20 protein-coding genes are annotated in these 19005 nt (G+C 64.0%); 9 read left to right on the forward strand and 11 right to left on the reverse strand.

What is annotated here, in order from left to right:
* Positions 1 to 93: 93 nt before the first annotated feature.
* A complete protein-coding gene (locus AC0L23_RS23905) occupies positions 94 to 501 on the reverse strand; it encodes an RT0821/Lpp0805 family surface protein (protein ID WP_018456237.1) in 408 nt (135 codons plus the stop codon).
* 113 nt (positions 502 to 614) lie between these two features.
* Between AC0L23_RS23905 and pdxH the strand changes: the two genes are divergently transcribed.
* On the forward strand, positions 615 to 1256 hold the full coding sequence (gene pdxH, locus AC0L23_RS23910) for a pyridoxamine 5'-phosphate oxidase (RefSeq protein ID WP_018456236.1): 642 nt from the start codon (positions 615 to 617) through the stop codon (positions 1254 to 1256).
* A gap of 97 nt (positions 1257 to 1353) precedes the next feature.
* Complete coding sequence (locus AC0L23_RS23915) at positions 1354 to 2106, forward strand: SDR family NAD(P)-dependent oxidoreductase (RefSeq protein WP_026233115.1); 753 nt, start codon at positions 1354 to 1356, stop codon at positions 2104 to 2106.
* Positions 2107 to 2312: 206 nt separating this feature from the next.
* On the opposite strand, the gene AC0L23_RS23920 is transcribed toward AC0L23_RS23915, so the two are convergent.
* Positions 2313 to 2531 (reverse strand): hypothetical protein, encoded by a 219-nt coding sequence (locus tag AC0L23_RS23920; RefSeq protein ID WP_026233114.1) that lies wholly within the window; start codon positions 2529 to 2531, stop codon positions 2313 to 2315.
* Positions 2532 to 2717: 186 nt separating this feature from the next.
* Entirely contained in the window at positions 2718 to 3695 is a 978-nt protein-coding gene (locus AC0L23_RS23925; RefSeq protein WP_018456234.1) for a magnesium transporter CorA family protein, read from the reverse strand.
* Positions 3696 to 4031: 336 nt separating this feature from the next.
* On the opposite strand from AC0L23_RS23925, the gene AC0L23_RS23930 reads away from it, so the two are divergent.
* Positions 4032 to 4718 (forward strand): L,D-transpeptidase, encoded by a 687-nt coding sequence (locus tag AC0L23_RS23930; RefSeq protein WP_018456233.1) that lies wholly within the window; start codon positions 4032 to 4034, stop codon positions 4716 to 4718.
* Positions 4719 to 4755: 37 nt separating this feature from the next.
* Here AC0L23_RS23930 and AC0L23_RS23935 read toward each other — a convergent pair whose 3' ends face one another.
* A complete protein-coding gene (locus AC0L23_RS23935; protein ID WP_085352550.1) occupies positions 4756 to 5877 on the reverse strand; it encodes an extensin family protein in 1122 nt (373 codons plus the stop codon).
* Between the two features lie 65 nt (positions 5878 to 5942).
* On the opposite strand from AC0L23_RS23935, the gene AC0L23_RS23940 reads away from it, so the two are divergent.
* Positions 5943 to 7571: a fatty-acid--CoA ligase gene (locus AC0L23_RS23940; protein ID WP_085352551.1), complete on the forward strand. Its 1629-nt coding sequence runs from the start codon at positions 5943 to 5945 to the stop codon at positions 7569 to 7571.
* Positions 7572 to 7813: 242 nt separating this feature from the next.
* Positions 7814 to 8668: a DUF1499 domain-containing protein gene (locus tag AC0L23_RS23945; RefSeq protein WP_085352553.1), complete on the forward strand. Its 855-nt coding sequence runs from the start codon at positions 7814 to 7816 to the stop codon at positions 8666 to 8668.
* Positions 8669 to 8675: 7 nt separating this feature from the next.
* Here the strand turns inward: AC0L23_RS23945 and AC0L23_RS23950 are convergent, their stop codons facing one another.
* The 4 genes from AC0L23_RS23950 to AC0L23_RS23965 form a co-directional block, all read right to left on the reverse strand.
* Complete coding sequence (locus tag AC0L23_RS23950) at positions 8676 to 9599, reverse strand: MBL fold metallo-hydrolase (protein WP_473357452.1); 924 nt, start codon at positions 9597 to 9599, stop codon at positions 8676 to 8678.
* A 149-nt stretch (positions 9600 to 9748) separates the two neighbouring features.
* Positions 9749 to 10963: an acyl-CoA dehydrogenase gene (locus AC0L23_RS23955; RefSeq protein WP_007594720.1), complete on the reverse strand. Its 1215-nt coding sequence runs from the start codon at positions 10961 to 10963 to the stop codon at positions 9749 to 9751.
* A 160-nt stretch (positions 10964 to 11123) separates the two neighbouring features.
* Positions 11124 to 12200 carry a 3,4-dihydroxy-2-butanone-4-phosphate synthase gene (ribB, locus tag AC0L23_RS23960; RefSeq protein ID WP_018456228.1) on the reverse strand — a complete coding sequence of 359 codons (1077 nt, stop codon included), beginning with the start codon at positions 12198 to 12200 and terminating at the stop codon, positions 11124 to 11126.
* Positions 12201 to 12353: 153 nt separating this feature from the next.
* Positions 12354 to 14081 (reverse strand): cation:proton antiporter, encoded by a 1728-nt coding sequence (locus AC0L23_RS23965; RefSeq protein WP_085352555.1) that lies wholly within the window; start codon positions 14079 to 14081, stop codon positions 12354 to 12356.
* A 67-nt stretch (positions 14082 to 14148) separates the two neighbouring features.
* On the opposite strand from AC0L23_RS23965, the gene AC0L23_RS23970 reads away from it, so the two are divergent.
* Complete coding sequence (locus tag AC0L23_RS23970) at positions 14149 to 14676, forward strand: DUF3124 domain-containing protein (RefSeq protein ID WP_085384117.1); 528 nt, start codon at positions 14149 to 14151, stop codon at positions 14674 to 14676.
* A 91-nt stretch (positions 14677 to 14767) separates the two neighbouring features.
* Positions 14768 to 16000 (forward strand): aminotransferase-like domain-containing protein, encoded by a 1233-nt coding sequence (locus AC0L23_RS23975; RefSeq protein ID WP_018456225.1) that lies wholly within the window; start codon positions 14768 to 14770, stop codon positions 15998 to 16000.
* A gap of 4 nt (positions 16001 to 16004) precedes the next feature.
* On the opposite strand, the gene AC0L23_RS23980 is transcribed toward AC0L23_RS23975, so the two are convergent.
* Positions 16005 to 16277, reverse strand: a complete 273-nt coding sequence (locus AC0L23_RS23980; RefSeq protein ID WP_018456224.1) for a helix-turn-helix domain-containing protein — start codon at positions 16275 to 16277, stop codon at positions 16005 to 16007.
* A 157-nt stretch (positions 16278 to 16434) separates the two neighbouring features.
* On the opposite strand from AC0L23_RS23980, the gene AC0L23_RS23985 reads away from it, so the two are divergent.
* On the forward strand, positions 16435 to 16887 hold the full coding sequence (locus AC0L23_RS23985; protein WP_473357449.1) for a hypothetical protein: 453 nt from the start codon (positions 16435 to 16437) through the stop codon (positions 16885 to 16887).
* 96 nt (positions 16888 to 16983) lie between these two features.
* Complete coding sequence (locus AC0L23_RS23990) at positions 16984 to 17211, forward strand: hypothetical protein (protein ID WP_026233110.1); 228 nt, start codon at positions 16984 to 16986, stop codon at positions 17209 to 17211.
* Between the two features lie 235 nt (positions 17212 to 17446).
* On the opposite strand, the gene AC0L23_RS23995 is transcribed toward AC0L23_RS23990, so the two are convergent.
* Entirely contained in the window at positions 17447 to 18265 is an 819-nt protein-coding gene (locus tag AC0L23_RS23995; protein ID WP_085361384.1) for an aldo/keto reductase, read from the reverse strand.
* Positions 18266 to 18492: 227 nt separating this feature from the next.
* Positions 18493 to 18912, reverse strand: a complete 420-nt coding sequence (locus tag AC0L23_RS24000) for a hypothetical protein (protein ID WP_026233109.1) — start codon at positions 18910 to 18912, stop codon at positions 18493 to 18495.
* Positions 18913 to 19005: the final 93 nt, after the last annotated feature.

Consider the following 19005-nt stretch of genomic DNA (forward strand, 5'->3'; position numbering starts at 1 on the left):
AAGAAATCGAATTGTTCAAAGGGCTCCCCGCCCCAACTGAGCCTCATGTGGGGGGCGAGTGGTATTTTTGCAACTAGCCTGGTGAAGCGATTCCTAGCTCCGCCACGGCTTTAGCGTATGAATCTCCCAACTGCCACGGCTGCTTTGGCAGCCCGCGCCCTGGAGCCAGCTTTCGGTGCTGCCATTGACGTAGCTCGCCAGGAAGTCGCGGCACTTGCGGCCGTCCTCGGCGGCATAGGATTGCGCGATCGGCGTGACCGAACCGCGCGCCCCGGTTTCCGGATTCTCCCAATGCTGGCTGGAATCCTTATCGTTCTTGCTGAGGACGTCGGAGGCGGCGTTGCGGGCGAAGGCGAGATCGGTCTCGGTCGGTGCCGCCACCCTGGCCGGCATTGCGATCGAGCCGGTAAGGTCGCTGTCATCGGCCTTGGCGTAGGCACTCTTGTCGTTGCGGGAAAAGCTGCAACCGCCGGTGCCGAGTCCGATCAGAATGATCGTCATGACGAAGCCGGACGGCCGGATCGCCGATAGGCCAACGCGTCCCCATACCCTATATAGGGCGGTAGCAGACAACAACGCGTTTTGGACCGCAGGACGCAACTCGGACCCCAGACATGACCGACACGACCTCGATGAAACACCAGACACCCTTAACATCCGGTGATTTCACCGCCGCCGACGAGCCGTTTGCGCTGTTCGAGGCCTGGCTGAACGAAGCCATCAAGAGCGAGCCGAACGATCCGAACGCCATGGCGCTCGCGACCGTCGATCCCGACGGCCTGCCGGACGTGCGCATGGTGCTGATGAAGGGCTTCGATACCGATGGTTTCGTCTTCTACAGCCACATCGCCAGCCAGAAGGGCCGCGAACTCGCCGCAAATCCTAAGGCGGCGTTACTTTTTCACTGGAAGTCGCTGCGTCGTCAGGTCCGCATCCGCGGCAACGTGACGCCGGTGACCGAGGCCGAAGCCGACGCCTATTTCGCCACCCGTCCCAAGCAGGCGCAGATCGGCGCCTGGGCGAGCAAGCAGTCGCAGGAGCTCGAGAGCCGCTTCGCTTTCGAGCAGGCGATCGCCAAGGTCGCCGCCAAGCACATGATCGGCAAGGTGCCGCGTCCGCCGGGCTGGAGCGGCTGGCGTATAACACCGTCGCGTATCGAGTTCTGGCACGACCGCCCGTTCCGCCTGCACGACCGCATTGAATTTCGCCGTGACGCGGCCGGCCAGAAATGGTCCAAGACGCGAATGTATCCCTAGAACTTTGTTCGAGAATGATCCCTTCGGAAAACCGCTGCACAGTTTGCGCTAACGCGGCCCTCCGGGTCCGGATCATGCTCCAGCCTGAAAGATGTCCATGCCGCAGTCGTCCAATGCGCCGCGCCGTACGCTGCTCCTGACCGGGGCGAGCCGCGGCATCGGCCATGCCACCGTGATCCGTTTCTCCTCGGCCGGCTGGCGCGTGATCACCTGCTCGCGGCATCCGTTCCCGGAGGATTGTCCCTGGGACGCGGGCCCTGAGGACCATATCCAGGTCGACCTCGCCACCCCCGCAGATACCACGCGCGCGATCTCCGACATCCGCGACCGTCTCGAAGGCGGCATGCTGCATGCGCTGGTCAACAACGCCGCGATCTCGCCGAAGGGGGCCGGCGGCTCCAGGCTCGGCTCGATCGACACCGACCTCGACACCTGGACGCACGTGTTCAATGTCAACTTCTTCGCGCCGATCATGATGGCGCGCGGGCTGATCGAGGAATTGAAGGCGGCCAAGGGCTCTGTCGTGAACGTCACCTCGATCGCGGGCTCGCGCGTGCATCCCTTCGCGGGCGCGGCCTACGCCACCTCGAAGGCCGCGCTGGCGTCCCTGACGCGCGAAATGGCCTCCGACTTCGGCCGCGTCGGCGTGCGCGTCAACGCGATCGCGCCGGGCGAGATCGACACCTCGATCCTGTCGCCGGGCACCGAGAAGATCGTCGACCAGCAGATCCCGATGCACCGGCTCGGCACACCGGACGAGGTCGCCAAGATCATCTACGTGCTGTGCACGGACACCAGTTCTTACGTCAACGGCGCCGAGATCCACATCAACGGCGGCCAGCACGTGTAGGCTACCGCGTCATTGCAAGCGCAAGCGAAGCAATCCAGACTGCCTCGGTGAGGACAGTCTGGATTGCCTCGTCGCTTCAGTGCAAAATTGCTTCGCAATTTTGTCGCGAGCTCCTCGCAATGATGATGCTGGAAATTACGCCGGAGAAGCAAGGCGATCCAGACAACGCCGCCGCAAGACCTGGATCGCCCTTAGCTTTCCGTTCCTCAATCGAGTCGAATCCGACGTGACCTCTCGCGTGGCTGCGGAGCGGCCGTGCTGATTGCAGTCGAGCAATCGTCGTCGTTCTCGCCGTCGAGCAGCGGAGCACCACAGTGCCGGCACATGCGCGCCGACATCGACGACGCCTTGCCGCTCGTCGCGACGTGGCGATAGCTCGCCAGATCGATGACGTTGGGGGGCGTCGTTATGTGTTTTTCAACCATGGCTGTTCCTCGCGGCTTACCTGCTCCTTATCGCAGACAAGTTTCGCGCAAACGTTCAGCCCACCGCTCAAATTTTACCGGAGGAATTGGGGCGGCGAGCACACATCGCCGTGCGGCCGCAATCCCGCTCTATTCTGCGACACCAGACACTGTGTCTCTGCGTCCGGCGTAAGGTCTCGGTCACTATTACAGCCACTTCTTCCACTTGAAGATCCAGTACGGAACGATCGCCGCAATCAGCATCAGCACCAGCGCGAACGGATAACCGTGCACCCATTCGAGTTCCGGCATCGACTTGAAGTTCATGCCGTAGATCGAGGCGATTAGCGTCGGCGGCATCAGGACAACCGCCATGACCGAAAACAGCTTGATGATGTTGTTCTGCTCGAGATTGACGACGCCGAGCATGGCGTCGAGCACAAAGGTGATCTTGCTGGAGAGATAGGAGGCATGATCGGTCAGCGAGACGACGTCACGCTGCATGGTCTTGAGCTGCTCGCGCATGTCCTTCGACCATTTCACGCCCTCCACCACCGCGGAAAGGAAGGCGACGACGCGGCCGATCGAGACCAGGCTCTCGCGAACCTTGGAGGTCAGATCGCCCTTGCGGCCGATCGAGATCAGGATTTGCGAATATTGCTTGGCGTGACCGTGGCGCTCGCTCTCCGGCTCGAAAATGTCATGGGAGACCTGATCGATCTCGGCGCCGCAGCGCTCCAGGATGTCGGCGCAGCGGTCGATCACGGCATCGAGCAGCTCCATCAGCACCATCTCGCCGGTGATGGCCGGTGTGCAGGAACGGGCCAGCTTGGCCTCGACCAGCGCAAAGGGCTTGGGCTGGTCATAGCGCACCGTTACCAGGCGGTGGTCGCCCAGAATGAACGTGACCGCCGTGGTCCTCGGCATATCGGTATCGGATTGGCACATCAGCGTTGCGGTCATGTAGCGCGCGCCGTTCTCCATATAGAGGCGGCTCGAGATCTCGATCTCCTGCATGTCCTCCCGGGTCGGGATTGCGATCCCCGAGAGCTTCTCGACGGCTTTGTCCTCGGCCGCGGTGGGGTTGACCAGGTCGATCCAGACCGCATGCTCCGGGACTGCTGCGAGATCCTCGATGACGGCCTTCTTGAGGGAGGACTCGAAGGGAACGAACACAGAAAACATGCACAACTCCAGCAGGGGCCTGCGACAGACTGACAGCGCTTAGCGCGATTCTGACAAGTTGATGATGACAAGCACATTAACGGAGCGTTTGCATTTGTGGCGACGCCATGGCCCAACTGTGGCACGGAATCGACACTTACGACCGTTTTGCCCAGAAATCGGCTATGGCCCGCAAAACTTGCGGCAGAAAAGCCACAGGTAAGGTCTCGCAGCGCGGGAGAAGCGTCGTCAGGCTGGAATTGTGGCAGATTTCAACGATAATGGGGCCAACGGAATCGTGGAATTGGGCTTACTCAAGCTCCACGAAAGCTTGTTGTTGTCGATTGGAACCAAATCATGTCGTCGCTGAAAGTTACGCTGGGTATTTTGGCTGCTGGCCTGATGCTGTCGGGCTGCATGCAGGCCACGCATTTTGAAGCGACCGACACCAAGGCCTTCAAGCCGAAGGACAAGGAACTCCTTGCCAAGGTTCGGTACGAGAACACCCCGGTCGCAGAGCCGTTCCGCCGCGCCATCGTTGAGTACCACCGCAAGGAATCGCCGGGCTCGATCGTGGTCGATTCCGACAACCATTACCTCTACTACGTTCTGGATGGCGGCAAGGCGATCCGCTACGGCATCACCGTCGGTGAAGAAGCCATGGCTTGGTCGGGCATCGCCAAGGTGGGCAGCAAGACCGAGTGGCCGGCCTGGCACCCCACCCCCGGCGAAATTTCGCGCCTGGGCGTGCCCACCTTCGTCGCCCCCGGTCCGGACAATCCAATGGGCTCCCGCGCGATGTATCTCTACTCCGGCGGCAAGGACACATTGTTCCGCATTCACGGCACCAACCAGCCGGAATATATCGGCGCGTCGATCTCGTCGGGCTGCATCCGCCTGACCAACGAGGACGCGATCGACCTCTATGATCGCGTCAAGGTCGGCACCCTCGTTGTGGTGCTCGAGCCCAAGCATGGCGACTCGCCCTACAATTCACGGCTTGCGCTCGGCGGCAGCCAAACTGGCCAGGCGGGCAGCTACTGATCAGGTACCTGATCTCTGACATTCAAAAGCGCCGGTCTCACCGGCGCTTTTTTGTTGCCGGCTTGTGCGGCCGGGCTTTTTGGCCGTCGGCCGCCGGCTTGTCTGGGGAGGCAGCCGACTTCTCCGACGCCTCGTCGTCAATTCCTTGCTTCGTCTCGGGCTTGGCCTCGGGCTTCGCTTCGGGTTTGGCCGCGACCTCACGCGGCGGCGCCTCCTCGGGCCGTTCCGCCGGCAGCAGCGGGGCAACCTGCGGCAGCGGATCCCAGACGTTCCACTGGCAGATCCGGTAGTCGTTGCGCCGCTGCGCGAGATCGAGATGGATATGGTCCTCGTGGTACCAATCCGAGCCGGGGCCGAGCACGGTCGAAAAGCGCGAGCAGACCGAATGCAGCACGCGCTCGCGCACCTCGCGCGGCATGGTGCGGTCGGTCAGGCCGATCGACTGCCCGTTAGCGAGCTTGATGGCGCGCACATCGATCGCATTGGCCTTGCCGTGCTCGGACAGCATGGCGCCGACGACGCGGTTGCGGCCACGACACTCGAAGCTGTCGAAATTGTCGAGATCGCTGATGGTCGAGCCGAGGCTCGCGGCCAGCGGCACCACGTCCTTGCGCACCCAATCGGCGATTGCGGATGCCATGGTGCAGCGGAGGATCGCCGCCGGCTTGACCGCCACCTTGCGCTTGTCCGGCAGCACGATGGCCTCGAGCCGCACCAGATCCTCGCCGCCACAGGCGCCGGGGCCGCGGATATCCGGGATCGAAGGCGCGATCGCGATCTCCTCGGTCAGCGCGAGGCGGCACGCCGAGGCCTGCTTCTCGGGCGGCGGCGCGGCTTCGGCGGGCTGGGCGGCGCCAGGTTTGTCCGCGGAAGGCTTGTCTTCGGTCTCCGCAGGAGCCTCGTCCGATGCCTTGGCCGACCCCTTGGGGGCCTCCTCGGGGCGAGGTCTTGGGAGCGGGATCCTGCCAGAGATATTGGCAGAATGAACCGTGGCGCGCGGCCGTGGTGCCGCAATACCAAAGATGTCCAGCGGGGACCCATATTTGCGCGCCTCTGCCCGATCCGCGAGCCCGAGCGCGACGGTAACCATTGCCGCGCCGACGGACATATAGCCGCGATAAGACCATTTGCGGCGAAAGGCGGGCAGGCTAAAACTCATGACAATTCTTTGGCCCAACGCTGAGAGCGACAATCCGCCCAGCGGCTTCTCGGAGGAACGACGGAATGCTTGGTTTGATGCAAGACTGGCCCCTGCTCTGCCACAGGATCATCGAACACGCCGCCAAGATTCATGGCAAGCAGGAGGTCGTGACGCGCTCGGTCGAGGGACCGATCCATCGCACCACCTATGCCGATATCCACAAGCGCGCGCTCAAGGTCTCGCAGATGCTGGAGCGCGACGGCATCAAGCTCGGCGACCGTGTCGCAACGATCGCCTGGAACACCTGGCGCCATCTTGAGGTCTGGTACGGCATCATGGGGATCGGCGCCATCTGCCATACCGTCAATCCCCGCCTTTTCCCCGAGCAGATCGCCTGGATCATCAACCATGCGCAGGACCGCATCGTGATGACCGATATCACGTTCATTCCGGTCCTGGAGAAGATCGCCGACAAGCTGACAAGCGTGGAACGCTATGTCGTGCTCACCGACAAGGCGCACATGCCGCAGACGACGCTGAAGAACGTGGTCGCCTACGAGGACTGGATTGCGGAGGCCGACGGCAAGTTTAAATGGAAGGACTTTGACGAGAACACGGCGGCCGCGATGTGCTACACATCGGGCACCACCGGCGATCCCAAAGGCGTGCTGTATTCGCATCGCTCCAACGTGCTGCACGCGCTGATGGCCAACAATGTCGACGCGCTCGGTACCAGCGCCTCCGAAACCATGCTTCCCGTGGTGCCGCTCTTCCACGCCAACAGCTGGGGCATCGCCTTCTCCGCGCCGTCGCAGGGCACCAAGCTCGTCATGCCCGGCGCCAAGCTCGACGGCGCCTCGGTCTATGAGCTGCTCTCGACCGAGAGGGTGACGCATACCGCCGGCGTGCCCACGGTGTGGCTGATGCTGCTCCAGCACATGACCGCGAACAATCTGAAGCTGCCGGACCTGAAGATGGTGATCTGCGGCGGCTCGGCGATGCCGCGTTCGATGATCAAGGCCTTCCTCGACATGGGCTCGAACGTCCGTCACGCCTGGGGCATGACCGAGATGAGCCCGATCGGCAGCGTCGCGGCGCTGAAGCCGCCGTTCCAGAATGCGACCGGCGAGGCGCGGCTCGACGTGCTCCAGATGCAGGGCTACGCGCCGTTCGCCGTCGAGATGAAGATCACCGACGATGCCGGCAAGGAACTGCCGTGGGACGGCACGACCTTCGGCCGCCTCAAGGTCGCCGGCCCGGCCGTCGCCAAGGCCTATTACCGGGTCGACGCCAACATTCTCGACGAGGACGGCTTCTTCGACACCGGCGACGTCGCGACCATCGACGAAGCCGGCTACATGCGGATCACCGACCGCTCCAAGGACGTGATCAAGTCCGGCGGCGAGTGGATTTCCTCGATCGAGCTGGAGAACCTCGCAGTCGGCCATCCCGCGGTGGCGGAAGCCGCCGTGATCGGCGTGTTCCATCCCAAATGGGACGAGCGTCCGCTGCTGATCGTGCAGCTGAAGCAGGGCCAGCAGGCCAGCCGCGAGGACATCCTGAAGTTCATGGATGGCAAGATCGCCAAATGGTGGATGCCCGACGACGTTGCCTTCGTCGACGGTATCCCCCACACGGCGACGGGCAAGATCCTGAAGACCGCGCTGCGCGATCAGTTTAGGGAATACCGCTTCCCGAACGCGGCGGCGTAGGCCATCTCGGACGTCGTGCCCGGGCTTCGTCCCGCCTGCGGGGCCAAAGCCCCTTCGGCGCGGCGACGGCCCGGACATCCGCGTCCTCATGGCAAAAAGACGTGAATGGCCGGTCAAGCCCGGCCATGACGATGCAGCCTTCTGCGGAACTCTTGAATTTGCCCGCGGGCCGTGGTCTCAACGGCCCATCGTCGTGCCAGATCGGCCGGCACCGTCCCCAAGATCCCGGCAGAGCTGACCCGATGGCCCGCAGGTTTTCCGCTCCCTACCAGTCGGAGCCCGTCTCCAGCCTCGCGAGCTGGGCGCGCAATCTGGCCGTGTTCGCCGTGGTGGCGGTGGTTGTCTCGATCATCATCGTCCGGTTCGGCTTCCTGGAGATGAAGCCGGCGCTCGCGACCTTCTTCGGCGGGCTCGGGATTGCCGCGCTCTCGATCCTGTTCGGGCTCGCCGGCTTCGCCGCGATCTGGCAGAACGGCTCGCGCGGCATGGCGCGCATCCTGCTTGCGTTCCTGATCGACGGCGCGATCCTCGCCTATCCCGCTTATCTCGGCCTGCAATACCGCAAGCTGCCGGCGATCCACGACATCACCACCGACCCGATCGACCCGCCGCGCTTCGACGCCCTGGCCCGCCTGCGCACCGGCGATGGTGCCAATACCGCTGTGTATGCCGGCCTCTATTCGGCCGAGCAGCAGCGTCAATTCTATCCCGATATCGAGCCGATCGAGCTCGAGATTTCAGTCGACCGCGCCTATGCGATCGCGCTTCAGCTGGTCAACAAGCGCAAATGGTTGATCATCGACGAGCGCGCGCCGCAGCCCCCGCGCCGCATCGGCCGCATCGAGGCGGTGGCGCGCTCACCGATCATGGGTTTCCGCGAGGACATCGCCATCCGGGTCGTGCCCGACGGCGAGGATTCCCGCGTCGATATCCGCTCCGCCTCGCGCTATTTCGAGAGCGACCTCGGCAGCAACGCCGCACGCGTGAAGAAATTCATCGACGATCTCAACACCGCCGCCGATGCCGACGCACTCAAGCCGGTGAAGAAGACGCCGGTGGCGCCGCCGAAGGCGCCGGCGAAGACGGTGAAGAAGTGACGGAAGGCTAAGCGTTCGCCATCCGATAGGTCCCGCCGATCACGGGATCGCCGTCCGTCGCCACCACGCCGCGGGCGACCAGGTCTTCCAGATGCGCCAGCACGGAATAGCCCGCCGCGGTGGTGAGCCTCGGATCGATGCCGATATAGATCGCCCGGACCATGGTCGGGATGTCGGTCTCGCCCTTGGCAAGGCGGTGCAGGATGGAGGCCTCGCGCGCCTTGCGGTGACGGATCAGGAAGCGCACGAAGCGCGGGCCTTCTGGAATTTCGGGGCCGTGACCGGAGAAATACACATCCTCCTCGCGCGCGGCGAGACGATCCAGCGATTCCATGTAGTCGATCATCGAGCCGTCGGGCGGGGCCACGATCGAGGTCGACCATCCCATCACGTGATCGCCGACGAAGTTGAATTTTCGCTCGGGCCAGGCAAAAGCGAGGTGGTTGGCGGTATGGCCGGGTGTCGCCACGGCCTCGAGCCGCCAGCCATCTCCTTCGACCACGTCGCCATGGCCGATCCTGATATCGGGCGCGAAGTCGCGGTCGGCGCCGGATTCCGGGTTGTGCTTCTCGCTCTCGAAGCGCGGGCGCGAGGCGCGGTGCGGGCCTTCGGCGTAAACTGGCGCGCCGGTCGACCGCTTGATCCGCGCGGTGTTCGGCGAATGGTCGCGGTGGGTGTGGGTGACGAAGATATGGCTCACCGTCTCGCCGCTGACGGCATCGAGCAGCGCCGCCGCATGCGCCTCGTCGTCCGGACCGGGATCGATGATCGCGACGTTGCCCCGGCCCACGATGTAGCTGACCGTGCCGGTGAAAGTGAACGGACTCGGATTGTTACAGAGCACGCGCCGCACGCCGGGGCGGACTTCCTCGACGATGCCGGGCTTCAGCGGAAAGTCGCGGTTGAACGGGACGTCGTCGTTGCCGGACATGGCTTGCTCGTACCTTGCTGACTTCGTCATGCCCGGCCTCGTGCCGGGCATCCACGTTCTTCGCGTGGTCTAAGACGTGGATGGCCGGGACAAGCCCGGCCATGACGCGATTGGAGAGTTCAGTCGCATCCCACACTGGGGCGGTTTGCTCAGAAAAACGCCTGAATGCCCGTGATCGCGCGGCCCAGGATCAGGGCGTGGACGTCGTGGGTGCCCTCGTAGGTGTTGACGGTCTCGAGGTTATGGACGTGGCGCATCACGTGATACTCGATCGAGATGCCGTTGCCGCCGTGCATGTCGCGCGCGACGCGGGCGATGTCGAGCGCCTTGCCGCAATTGTTGCGCTTCATGATCGAGATCATCTCGGGAGCGAACTTGCCCTCGTCCATCAGGCGACCGACGCGCAGCGAGCCCTGAAGGCCCAGCGCGATCTCGGTCTGCATGTCCGCGAGCTTCTTCTGCACGAGCTGGGTCGCGGCGAGCGGCTTGCCGAACTGCTTGCGGTCGAGCGTATACTGGCGGGCGCGGTGCATGCAGTCCTCGGCCGCGCCGAGCACGCCCCAGGAAATGCCGTAGCGGGCGCGGTTGAGGCAGCCGAACGGGCCTTTTAGGCCGGAGACGTTGGGCAGCAGCGCGTCTTCCGGAACCACGACACCGTCCATCACGACCTCGCCGGTGATGGAGGCGCGAAGCGACAGCTTGCCGCCGATCTTCGGTGCCGACAGGCCCTTCATGCCCTTCTCCAGCACGAAGCCGCGGATCTGGTTGTCGTGCGCGGCCGACTTGGCCCAGACCACGAACACGTCGGCGATCGGCGCGTTCGAGATCCACATCTTGCTGCCGGTCAGGCGATAGCCGTCCGACACCTTCTCGGCGCGCGTTTTCATGCCGGCCGGATCGGAGCCGGCATCAGGCTCGGTCAGCCCGAAGCAGCCGACCCACTCGCCGCTGGCGAGCTTCGGCAGGTACTTCTTGCGCTGGTTCTCGTCGCCATAGGCGTAGATCGGATACATCACCAGCGAGGACTGCACCGAGTTCATCGAGCGGTAGCCGGAATCGACCCGCTCGATCTCGCGCGCGACCAGACCATAGGCGACATAGCCTGCATTGGCACAGCCATATTCCTCCGGCAACGTGATGCCGATCAGGCCGAGTTCGCCCATCTCGTTGAAGATCTCGCGATCCGTCTTCTCTTCGAGATAGGCCTTGGCGACGCGCGGCAGCAGCTTGTCCTGGGCGTAGGCGCGCGCGGTGTCGCGCACCATGCGCTCGTCTTCGGTGAGCTGCTCGTCGAGCAGGAACGGATCGTCCCACTGGAAAGAAGCCGAAGCCGGCTTGTCCTTGGCCTGAGGGCGCGCGGTCATGAAACGTCCTTTCGTCTGGTTCCGTCAAAATTTGCCCGACAAAGTAAAGCGCCGCGGCAACAAGTGCAATTGCGTTGCAGATGTACGGGTCTGCGTGATTCCCGGGGACCCGCGAGGCGCGCCTCGGGGGATGCGCTTCGCGCACCCCTGGATCACAGCGCTAGCTTTCGAGTAGCTCGTTGGCGACGATCTCGATGCCGAAGCCCGAAAGGCCCTTGTAGTCGTGCACCGAGGAGGTGAGATGCCGGATCGAGGTGACGCCGAGATCGCGCAGGATCTGTGCACCGACGCCGACTTCGCGCCACTGGCGGTTGCGGTCGGCCTCGGTCGCGCTCTCATCGGGCAGCGGCGCCACAGGGACACCGGCCGCACCGTCGCGCAGATAGACCAGAACGCCACGGCCCGATTTCTTGAAGTGCTCGAGCACCGCCGCCATGCGCTTGTGGCCGGTGAAGATGTCCTTGACGATGTTCGGCTTGTGAAAGCGTGTCAGGACGTTCTTGCCGTCGCCGACGCCGTTGTAGACGAAGGCGACATGGGCGATGGAATCGAACGGCGAGCGGTAGGCATAGCCCTGCAGCGGCCCGATCGGGCTCTCGGTGACGAAGGTCGAGACCCGCTCGATCAGTTTCTCGCGCACCTGGCGGTAGGCGATCATGTCGGCGATGGTGACGTGCTTGAGCTTGTGCTGGGCGGCGAAGCGGGCGACCTGCTCGCCCTTCATCACGCTGCCGTCGTCGTTCATCAACTCGCTGATGACGCCGACCGGCGGCAGGCCGGAGAGCTTGCACAGGTCGACCGCGGCCTCGGTATGGCCGGAGCGCAGCAGCACGCCGCCGTCCTTGGCGATCAGCGGGAAGATGTGACCGGGACGGGCGAAGTCGTTGGCGCCGGCATTGGGATTGGACAGCGCGCGGCAGCACGAGGCGCGCTCCTCGGCCGAGATGCCGGTGCCGCCGTCGGGCTTGTAGTCGATCGAGACCGTGAATGCGGTGGTGTGCGCTGAGTCGTTGTGGGCCACCATCGGATCGAGCCGCAGGCGGCGCGCATCTTCGCTGGTGATCGGGGCGCAAACGATGCCGGAGGTGTGGCGGATGATGAACGCCATCTTCTCGGCGGTGCAGAACGAGGCGGCGACGATCAGATCGCCCTCGCCCTCGCGGTCTTCGTCGTCGGTGACGACCACGAGCTCACCCCGGGCAAAGGCCTGCAAGACTTCCTGGACGTTATCCGGCATTTCCCAATCTCTATCGGTTATGGCCCGGAGGCTTAGCCGGACTTGAGCCGGGGCGCTAGTGTCCCCGGCGCAACCGCATATGCCGGACCGCAGCCCTGCCCGACGGGCGGCTCGCGTCGGGCCTAAGCCCGGTGAGAAGCCGGCCGGGAGCGGTCAGGGCAGCACTTCGCGCCGCTCGCCGAGCCGCTGATCGAGCTCGGCCCGCTTGTCGGCCAACAGGCCGGCCTGGGCGGCCTCGATCACCGTGAACAGCTCATGGGCGTCGCTGAGCCGGGTCACGGTGACATAGCTGGCGCCAGCCGCGTAGAGTTCGTCTACATCCGACAACAGATCGGCCGTGGCAATGATCATGGCGGTCGGGTTGAGGGTGCGGACGTGGCGGACCAGCTTCTCGTTGCTGGCACCCTTCAGAAGCGCATCCGGGACGCTGAGGATGATCATCTCGGATTTGCCGACGCCGGCATGGAGCAGCGTGTCGGCGCTGCTGATATCGCCATAGATCACGTGCAGGCCGCGCGACAGCAGCGTCTGGTACACATTGGGATTGAAGTCGATCACGGTGATCTGCTCGAGCAGCACCGGTGCCTGCCGCTCGATCTCGGCCAGCAGCGCGCTCGCCGCACGGAAAAAGCCGAGGATGACGATGCGGCGCGCCTCGCCATGGCCCTCGTGTCCTTCCTCGCCGTGGCCATTGCCGTGGTCGAGATCGCGCAGGCCGATCCGCTTCAGGGGACCGATCGCCCAGCGGGTGATCTCGTCGCTGCGGGTCATCACGAAGGTCGAGAGCACCGCCAGCACCACGAAGGCGAAGGAGGCCGCGTTCGCCGTCTGGGCTGCGATGTGGTGGTCGGCAACGCCGGTCTGGATCACCACCAGCGAGAACTCGGAGATCTGCGCGAGATTCAGGGCCGGCAACAGGCTGGCGCGCAGGCCCTGCTTCATCAGATAGAGCGGGACGAAGGTGGTCACGAGGCGGCTCACCACCGTGAACGCCGCGATCATCAGGGCAAGTCCGATCACGGAGAGGCCGGGCACGGGAATGGTCATGCCGAGCGCGACGAAGAACAGCGTGATGAAGAAATCGCGAAGCGTGGTGACCTTGGCCGTGACATCGAGCGCGTAGGGAAAGGTCGAGAGCGAGACGCCGGCGATCAGGGCGCCCATCTCGCGCGACAGCGACAGCCGCTCGGCGGTCTCGGCGACCAGGAAGCACCAGGCGAGCGCGCCGAGCAGGATCAACTCGGGGCGGCGGGCGATCTGGTGAAACAGGCGCGGCAGCACGTAGCGGCTCACCAGCAGTGCCGCGGCGACCAGCACCGCGACCCGCCCGATCGAGAGCAGGATCACGCTGATTTCCAGATTGGCAAGGCTCGGCTGCACCGCCAGAAACAGGATGGCGAAGATGTCCTGGAGCACCAGCACGCCGAGGGTGATGCGGCCGGGCAGCGTGTCGAGCTCGCGCTTCTCGTAGAGCACCTTGACGATGATGACGGTGCTCGACAGCGCGCAGGCGACACAGAGGTAAACCGCATCGAACTGTCCGCCCCCGAGCGACAGGCCGATGCCGACGAAGAACAGCACCCCGAGCAGGCAGCCGCCGAGGAGCTGGCCGCCCGCCGCGAACAGGATGACCTTTCCCGCCCGCACGATCTTCTTCAGGTCGATCTCCAGGCCGATCATGAACAGCATGAAGATCAGGCCAAGCTCGGAGATGACGCTGATCGATTCCTGCGACTTGACCCAGCCGGCGCCAAATGGACCAATGCAGAAGCCTGCGATAAGATAGGCCAGGATCAGCGGTTGCCTGGAGAAGTGGGCAAGCAGGCCCAGCATCCAGGCAAACAGGATACAGAGAGTGATGTCGCGAATGAGCTCGTGCATGCCAGATTGGTCCGTTTTGCCGCACCCTAGTGATCGAGTGCGTTGCGGCAAGCGAGCAATTCGTCACATGCGGATGGGGCTCGCCATTGCACTGCTGCTATGCCCCCTCGCCTGCTCCGTGCCCGCAGCCGCTCAATCCAAGGTCAATATCGAACAAAACTTTGCAGATTCCCTCACCGCGCTGCCGAAAGAAGAACTCGCCGTCGCCGGCGGGTTCTACGTGCCCGCCTATTCCAGTGTCGCGATGAGCCAGGGCAAGCTGCGCGTCGACTTCTCGGTGACCTTGAGCGTGCACAACGCCTCCGAGACCCAGCCGCTGGTCGTCAAACGCATCGCCTATTTCGACACCGCAGGCAAGCAGGTCGAGAGCTATCTGAAGGCGCCCGTCGCGTTGAAGCCCCTCGCCACCGTCTCGATCTTCATTCCGACCGACGACGTACGCGGCGGGACCGGAGCCAATTTCCTGGTCGATTGGGCCGCAGCAAGCGAGATCGCCGAGCCTGCTGTCGAGGCCTTGATGGTTGGCGGCGTCGCCAATGCGCATTACGCTTTCATCAGCCAAGGCCGTCCGACCCGGACGGCCGGCAAGAACTAAGGCCGTCTGTCCGCCGGATGCGGGCAAAAGAAATAGGCATGGCCGACGCAACGCCGGCCGGCTCAAAAAGAAAATAACGAGGAACGCTCCCATGACGTCCAGCTTCGATTTTGCGCCCCTGTTTCCCGCAGGGCTGCCGGCCCCCTCTGCGCGCTGGACGGGCCTCGCCAAATACAGTTTTGTCGGCGGCAACAACGACTCCGAGCAGGTGCCGCTCGATGATCTGATCGAGGCGGCCAATCTGGCTCTGCAACGCGAAGGCCGCTCGCTCGCCACTTACGGGCTGGCACATGGTCCCCAGGGCTATCTGCCCTTGCGCGAATTCCTGGTGGCAAAACTCAAGCGCGATGCCGGCATCAACTGCACGGTCGACGATCTCCTGATCGTGTCCGGCTCGCTGCAGGCGCTCGACCTCGTCAACGCCACGCTGCTGACGCGCGGCGACACCGTGATCTTCGAGCAGGATAGCTATCAGGGCTCGCTGACCCGCCTGGCACGGCTCGGAGTCAACGTGATTGGCATTCCCCTCGACAACGACGGCATGCGCATGGACGTGCTGGCCACGACGCTGGCCGACCTCAAGGGCCGCGGCATCCGTCCGAAATACATCTACACCATTCCGACCGTGCAGAACCCGACCGGCAGCATCATGCCGGAGGGCCGCCGCACCGAGCTGTTGCGGCTGTCGGCAGACTACGGCGTGCCTGTTTTCGAGGACGATTGCTATGCCGATCTGGTCTGGTCGGGACAGCGGCCGCCGGCGATCCATGCGATGAGCCCGAACGGCGGCGTGATCCATATCGGCTCGTTCTCCAAGTCGATCGCGCCGGCGCTGCGCGTGGGCTTCATCGTCGCGCCCTGGGATGTGATGTCGCGGATGCTGGCGCTGAAGACGGACGCCGGCTCAGGCGCGCTGGAGCAGATGGTGCTCGCTGCCTATTGCAAGCCGCATTTTTCGACCCACGTGCCGGCACTGACGAAGGCGCTACGGACCAAGCTTGATACGCTGATGGAGGCCGTCAACGAGCAGTTCGGGACGGCCGCCGAGTTCGAGGAGCCCAAGGGCGGGATCTTCCTGTGGGTGAAGCTGCCCGATCAGGTGGATACGCTGAAGCTGTATCAGGCCGCGCTTGCCGCCGGCGTATCGATCAATCCGGGGCCGGAATGGTCGACTGACAAAAACCACTCCAGATCGCGACTGCGGCTGTGCTTTGCGAGCCCCTCGCATCAGCAGATCCGCGAGGGCGTGGCCGTGCTGGCCGAGGTCTGCCGCAAGGAGTTCGGCGTGCCGGCCCGCAGTGCCAATGTGGAGAATCGAGCTTGAGCCTTCAGACGATCTGGGGCTGGCTGCCGTGGATCGCGGAGGCCAGCCGCAGCAGCAGCACAATCGAGACGTTGCCCTTTCCGGCCTCGATCTGGGCGATGTAGCGCTCGGATATCCCGGAGCGGCGGGCGAGCTCCCGCCGCGACAGGACGCAGCGCATGCGCGAGGACTTCAAGCGGTCGCCCAGCTCGGCCAGAAACGCGCTCTCGGAATAAGGCGGCACGGCGCAGCTCCCCGGCAGCACCTCGCCTGCGAAATCCCTGACTTGATTCAGCATCGGTTTATCCAATTTCCCTTCGGGAGCGCCATCCTACCGGGGAAACGGGCTGCCTCATTGACGCGGATCAAATTCGCGCGCGAATGGCGGTCAGCGTGGACGATGGCGCGCGGGATGCTACACTTCGGAATTCTTTGCAGGTGGGGCCTTTCAGGACATGAGACGTTGTTTGTGCCGCTCTATCGCGGCAGCAGTGCTGTGGGTTGCGTTCACGCCCGCGGCCGGTGCCGAGTCGCTTGCGGCGACCGTCGAGCAATGGGGCCTGCTCGGCTCATGGGCGGTCGATTGCGCCGGCCGGCCCGACCGCGAGAAGGGCGCGCTCTTGACTTACGAGATCCGGAAGGACGGAAGGGTGATGTACCGGCGCAATTTCGGCGAGGCCAAGGACGAAAACGAAGTGGTATCGGCGATGGTCAACCCCGACGGCCTGCTCAATGTGATGGTGTACTTCCCCTTGCTGCAGCAGACGCGCGAGTTCGGTCTGCTACTCTCGAAGCAAGGCAGCTTGCGCGCAATCTACAATCGCAGTGAGCGCGGCGAGTACACGATCAGGGACGGCAAATACGTCGCGACCGGCGCGCCAACACCTTCACAACAGCGCTGCGATTAACCCACCTGAACAGGCGTTCAGAAATCTCCTGCGATTCCTCCGGAACGTTCCCGCGAATGCGCCGTTTAGATTTGCATTCCATTGGAGGAGGACATCATGAAGAAGATTGGTTATGTGCTTGCCGCTGTCGGCGCGCTCGCGGTTGCAATGCCGACGCTCGCCAGCGCGGAGACGGTAGTGATCAAGCGCGGTGGTCATCATCACGGCATGTATGGCGCCCGCGCCGAATACGGCATGCATCGCGATCACGGCTGGCATCGCGGCTGGCGCCATCGCGACCGCGTCGTCGTGATCAAGCGTGGTCACCGTCATCATTGGGACTAATGCGCAACGCAATATGGAAATGGCCCTTCACGGGGCCATTTTCTTTGCGTGCCTTCTTCCTTCTCCCCTTGTGGGAGAAGGTGGCGCGAAGCGCCGGATGAGAGGTATCCCTCCGCGAATTCAAACTGACAAATGTGCGCGCGGAGAGAGACCCCGCACCCGTCTCGCCGCTGCGCGGCGAGCCACCCTCTCCCACAAGGGGAGAGGGTCCGGCGGTGCGGCCCAGCGTCGACTCTCAGTCCCATGCCGGTGCGAAGCCGGGATTGACGCAGCGCCTGTCCTTCGGCAGCGCGGCGATCTTGTTGCGGTCGGCATCGTCGAGCGTGATCTTCAGCGCGTCGAGATTGGCCTGCTGGCTCTCTCGGCGCGAGGCTTTCGGGATCGCGGCCACACCGTCCTGGTCCAGCAGCCATTTCAGCGCGACCTGCGCCGCAGTTGCATTATGCTTGACGCCGATCTCGGCCAGCACCTCATCTGACGCGATGCGTCCCTGCGCCAGCGGGCAATAGGCGACCAGCGGGATCGACTTGGCGTTGAGATAGGCCAGCACCTTCGATTGATCGAGCAGGGCGTGGTATTCGATCTGATTGCATGCGATCGGCGCCTTGATGTCCTCGACCGCGATCTTCAGCAGCGCCGTGGTGAAGTTGGCGACGCCGATCGCCCGCGTCCGCCCCTCCTGCTTCAGCGTCATCAAGGTCTCGAACACAGCACCCCAGTTCGCCGCCTTGGACGGCCAGTGCACGAGATAGAGGTCGACATGGTCAAGCCTGAGCTTGGTCAGGCTGGCGTCGAAAGAGCGGCGGATGGCGTCGGGGCTGAGGTTCTCGTGCCAGACTTTCGTCGTGACGTGCAGCTCGCCCCGCGGCAGCCGGGCCGCGGCGAGCGCCGCGCCGATCGGTTCTTCGTTGCCGTACATCTCGGCGGTATCGATATGGCGATAGCCGATCGACAGTGCGCTCTCGACCGCCGCGCGGCAGGTATCGCCCTGCATGCGGAAGGTCCCGAGGCCGAGCTTGGGCATGCTGATGCCCTGTGTCTTGAGATTATCCATGAACAAGTTCCTGACATCGTTCGGCCCGCCGGAGGCCAGCAGCGATGCTGCGTGAGCAGACTCTTCGGGGATGGAAAAGAGGTGGCGGGAGCGGACAGCATAGTGCGGCAGACGCACGGCGGCCAATCAAGATCGGGTTAGGTGCTTCCTCACCGTCCCCCGGCTTACGGTTTCTTGACCGCGGGCCTACGGTTTTGCAACGTGCCGGATGACGGCTCGGAGCTGACCTAGTGCTTCCAGTTGCAGATGCCGCCGCTGCGGCACGGCCAGGTCTGGATCCGGGTGTCCATCGCCTGCGCGTCGAGCGGATTGCCGTGGCGATGCGCGAGCTTGGTGCGTGCCGCGCCGCGTGGCTGCGCGGGCTTGACGTGCGCGACCTTCGGCTCCGACACGCGCACGCGTTCGGCGGCGACCTTCTTCGGCACGTCGACCGGCTCGGCGCGCGCCTGCGCCTCGTTGCCACCGCGCGCCTCCAGCGCGACAGGCGCGAACCGGGTTTCGGGCCCGAGCCGCTTGGGCGACAACACCGCCTTCGAAAGATCGAGGCCGAGATAGTCGTCGGGCTTGTAGTCGTCAGCGCGCGCGACGCCGCCCCATGCGAGCACGAGGGCAACGGCCATTGCAAAAGGAGCGCTCTTCAGAATCACGGACGCCTCCTGAAATTGATTGTTAAGAGGTAATTTACCTCTATTTAGGAGGCGTCGCGCGCAATTCCAGCGGTCAGCTGCCGCCGTCGTTAA

This window comes from Bradyrhizobium sp. MI1.4, from assembly GCF_055811315.1.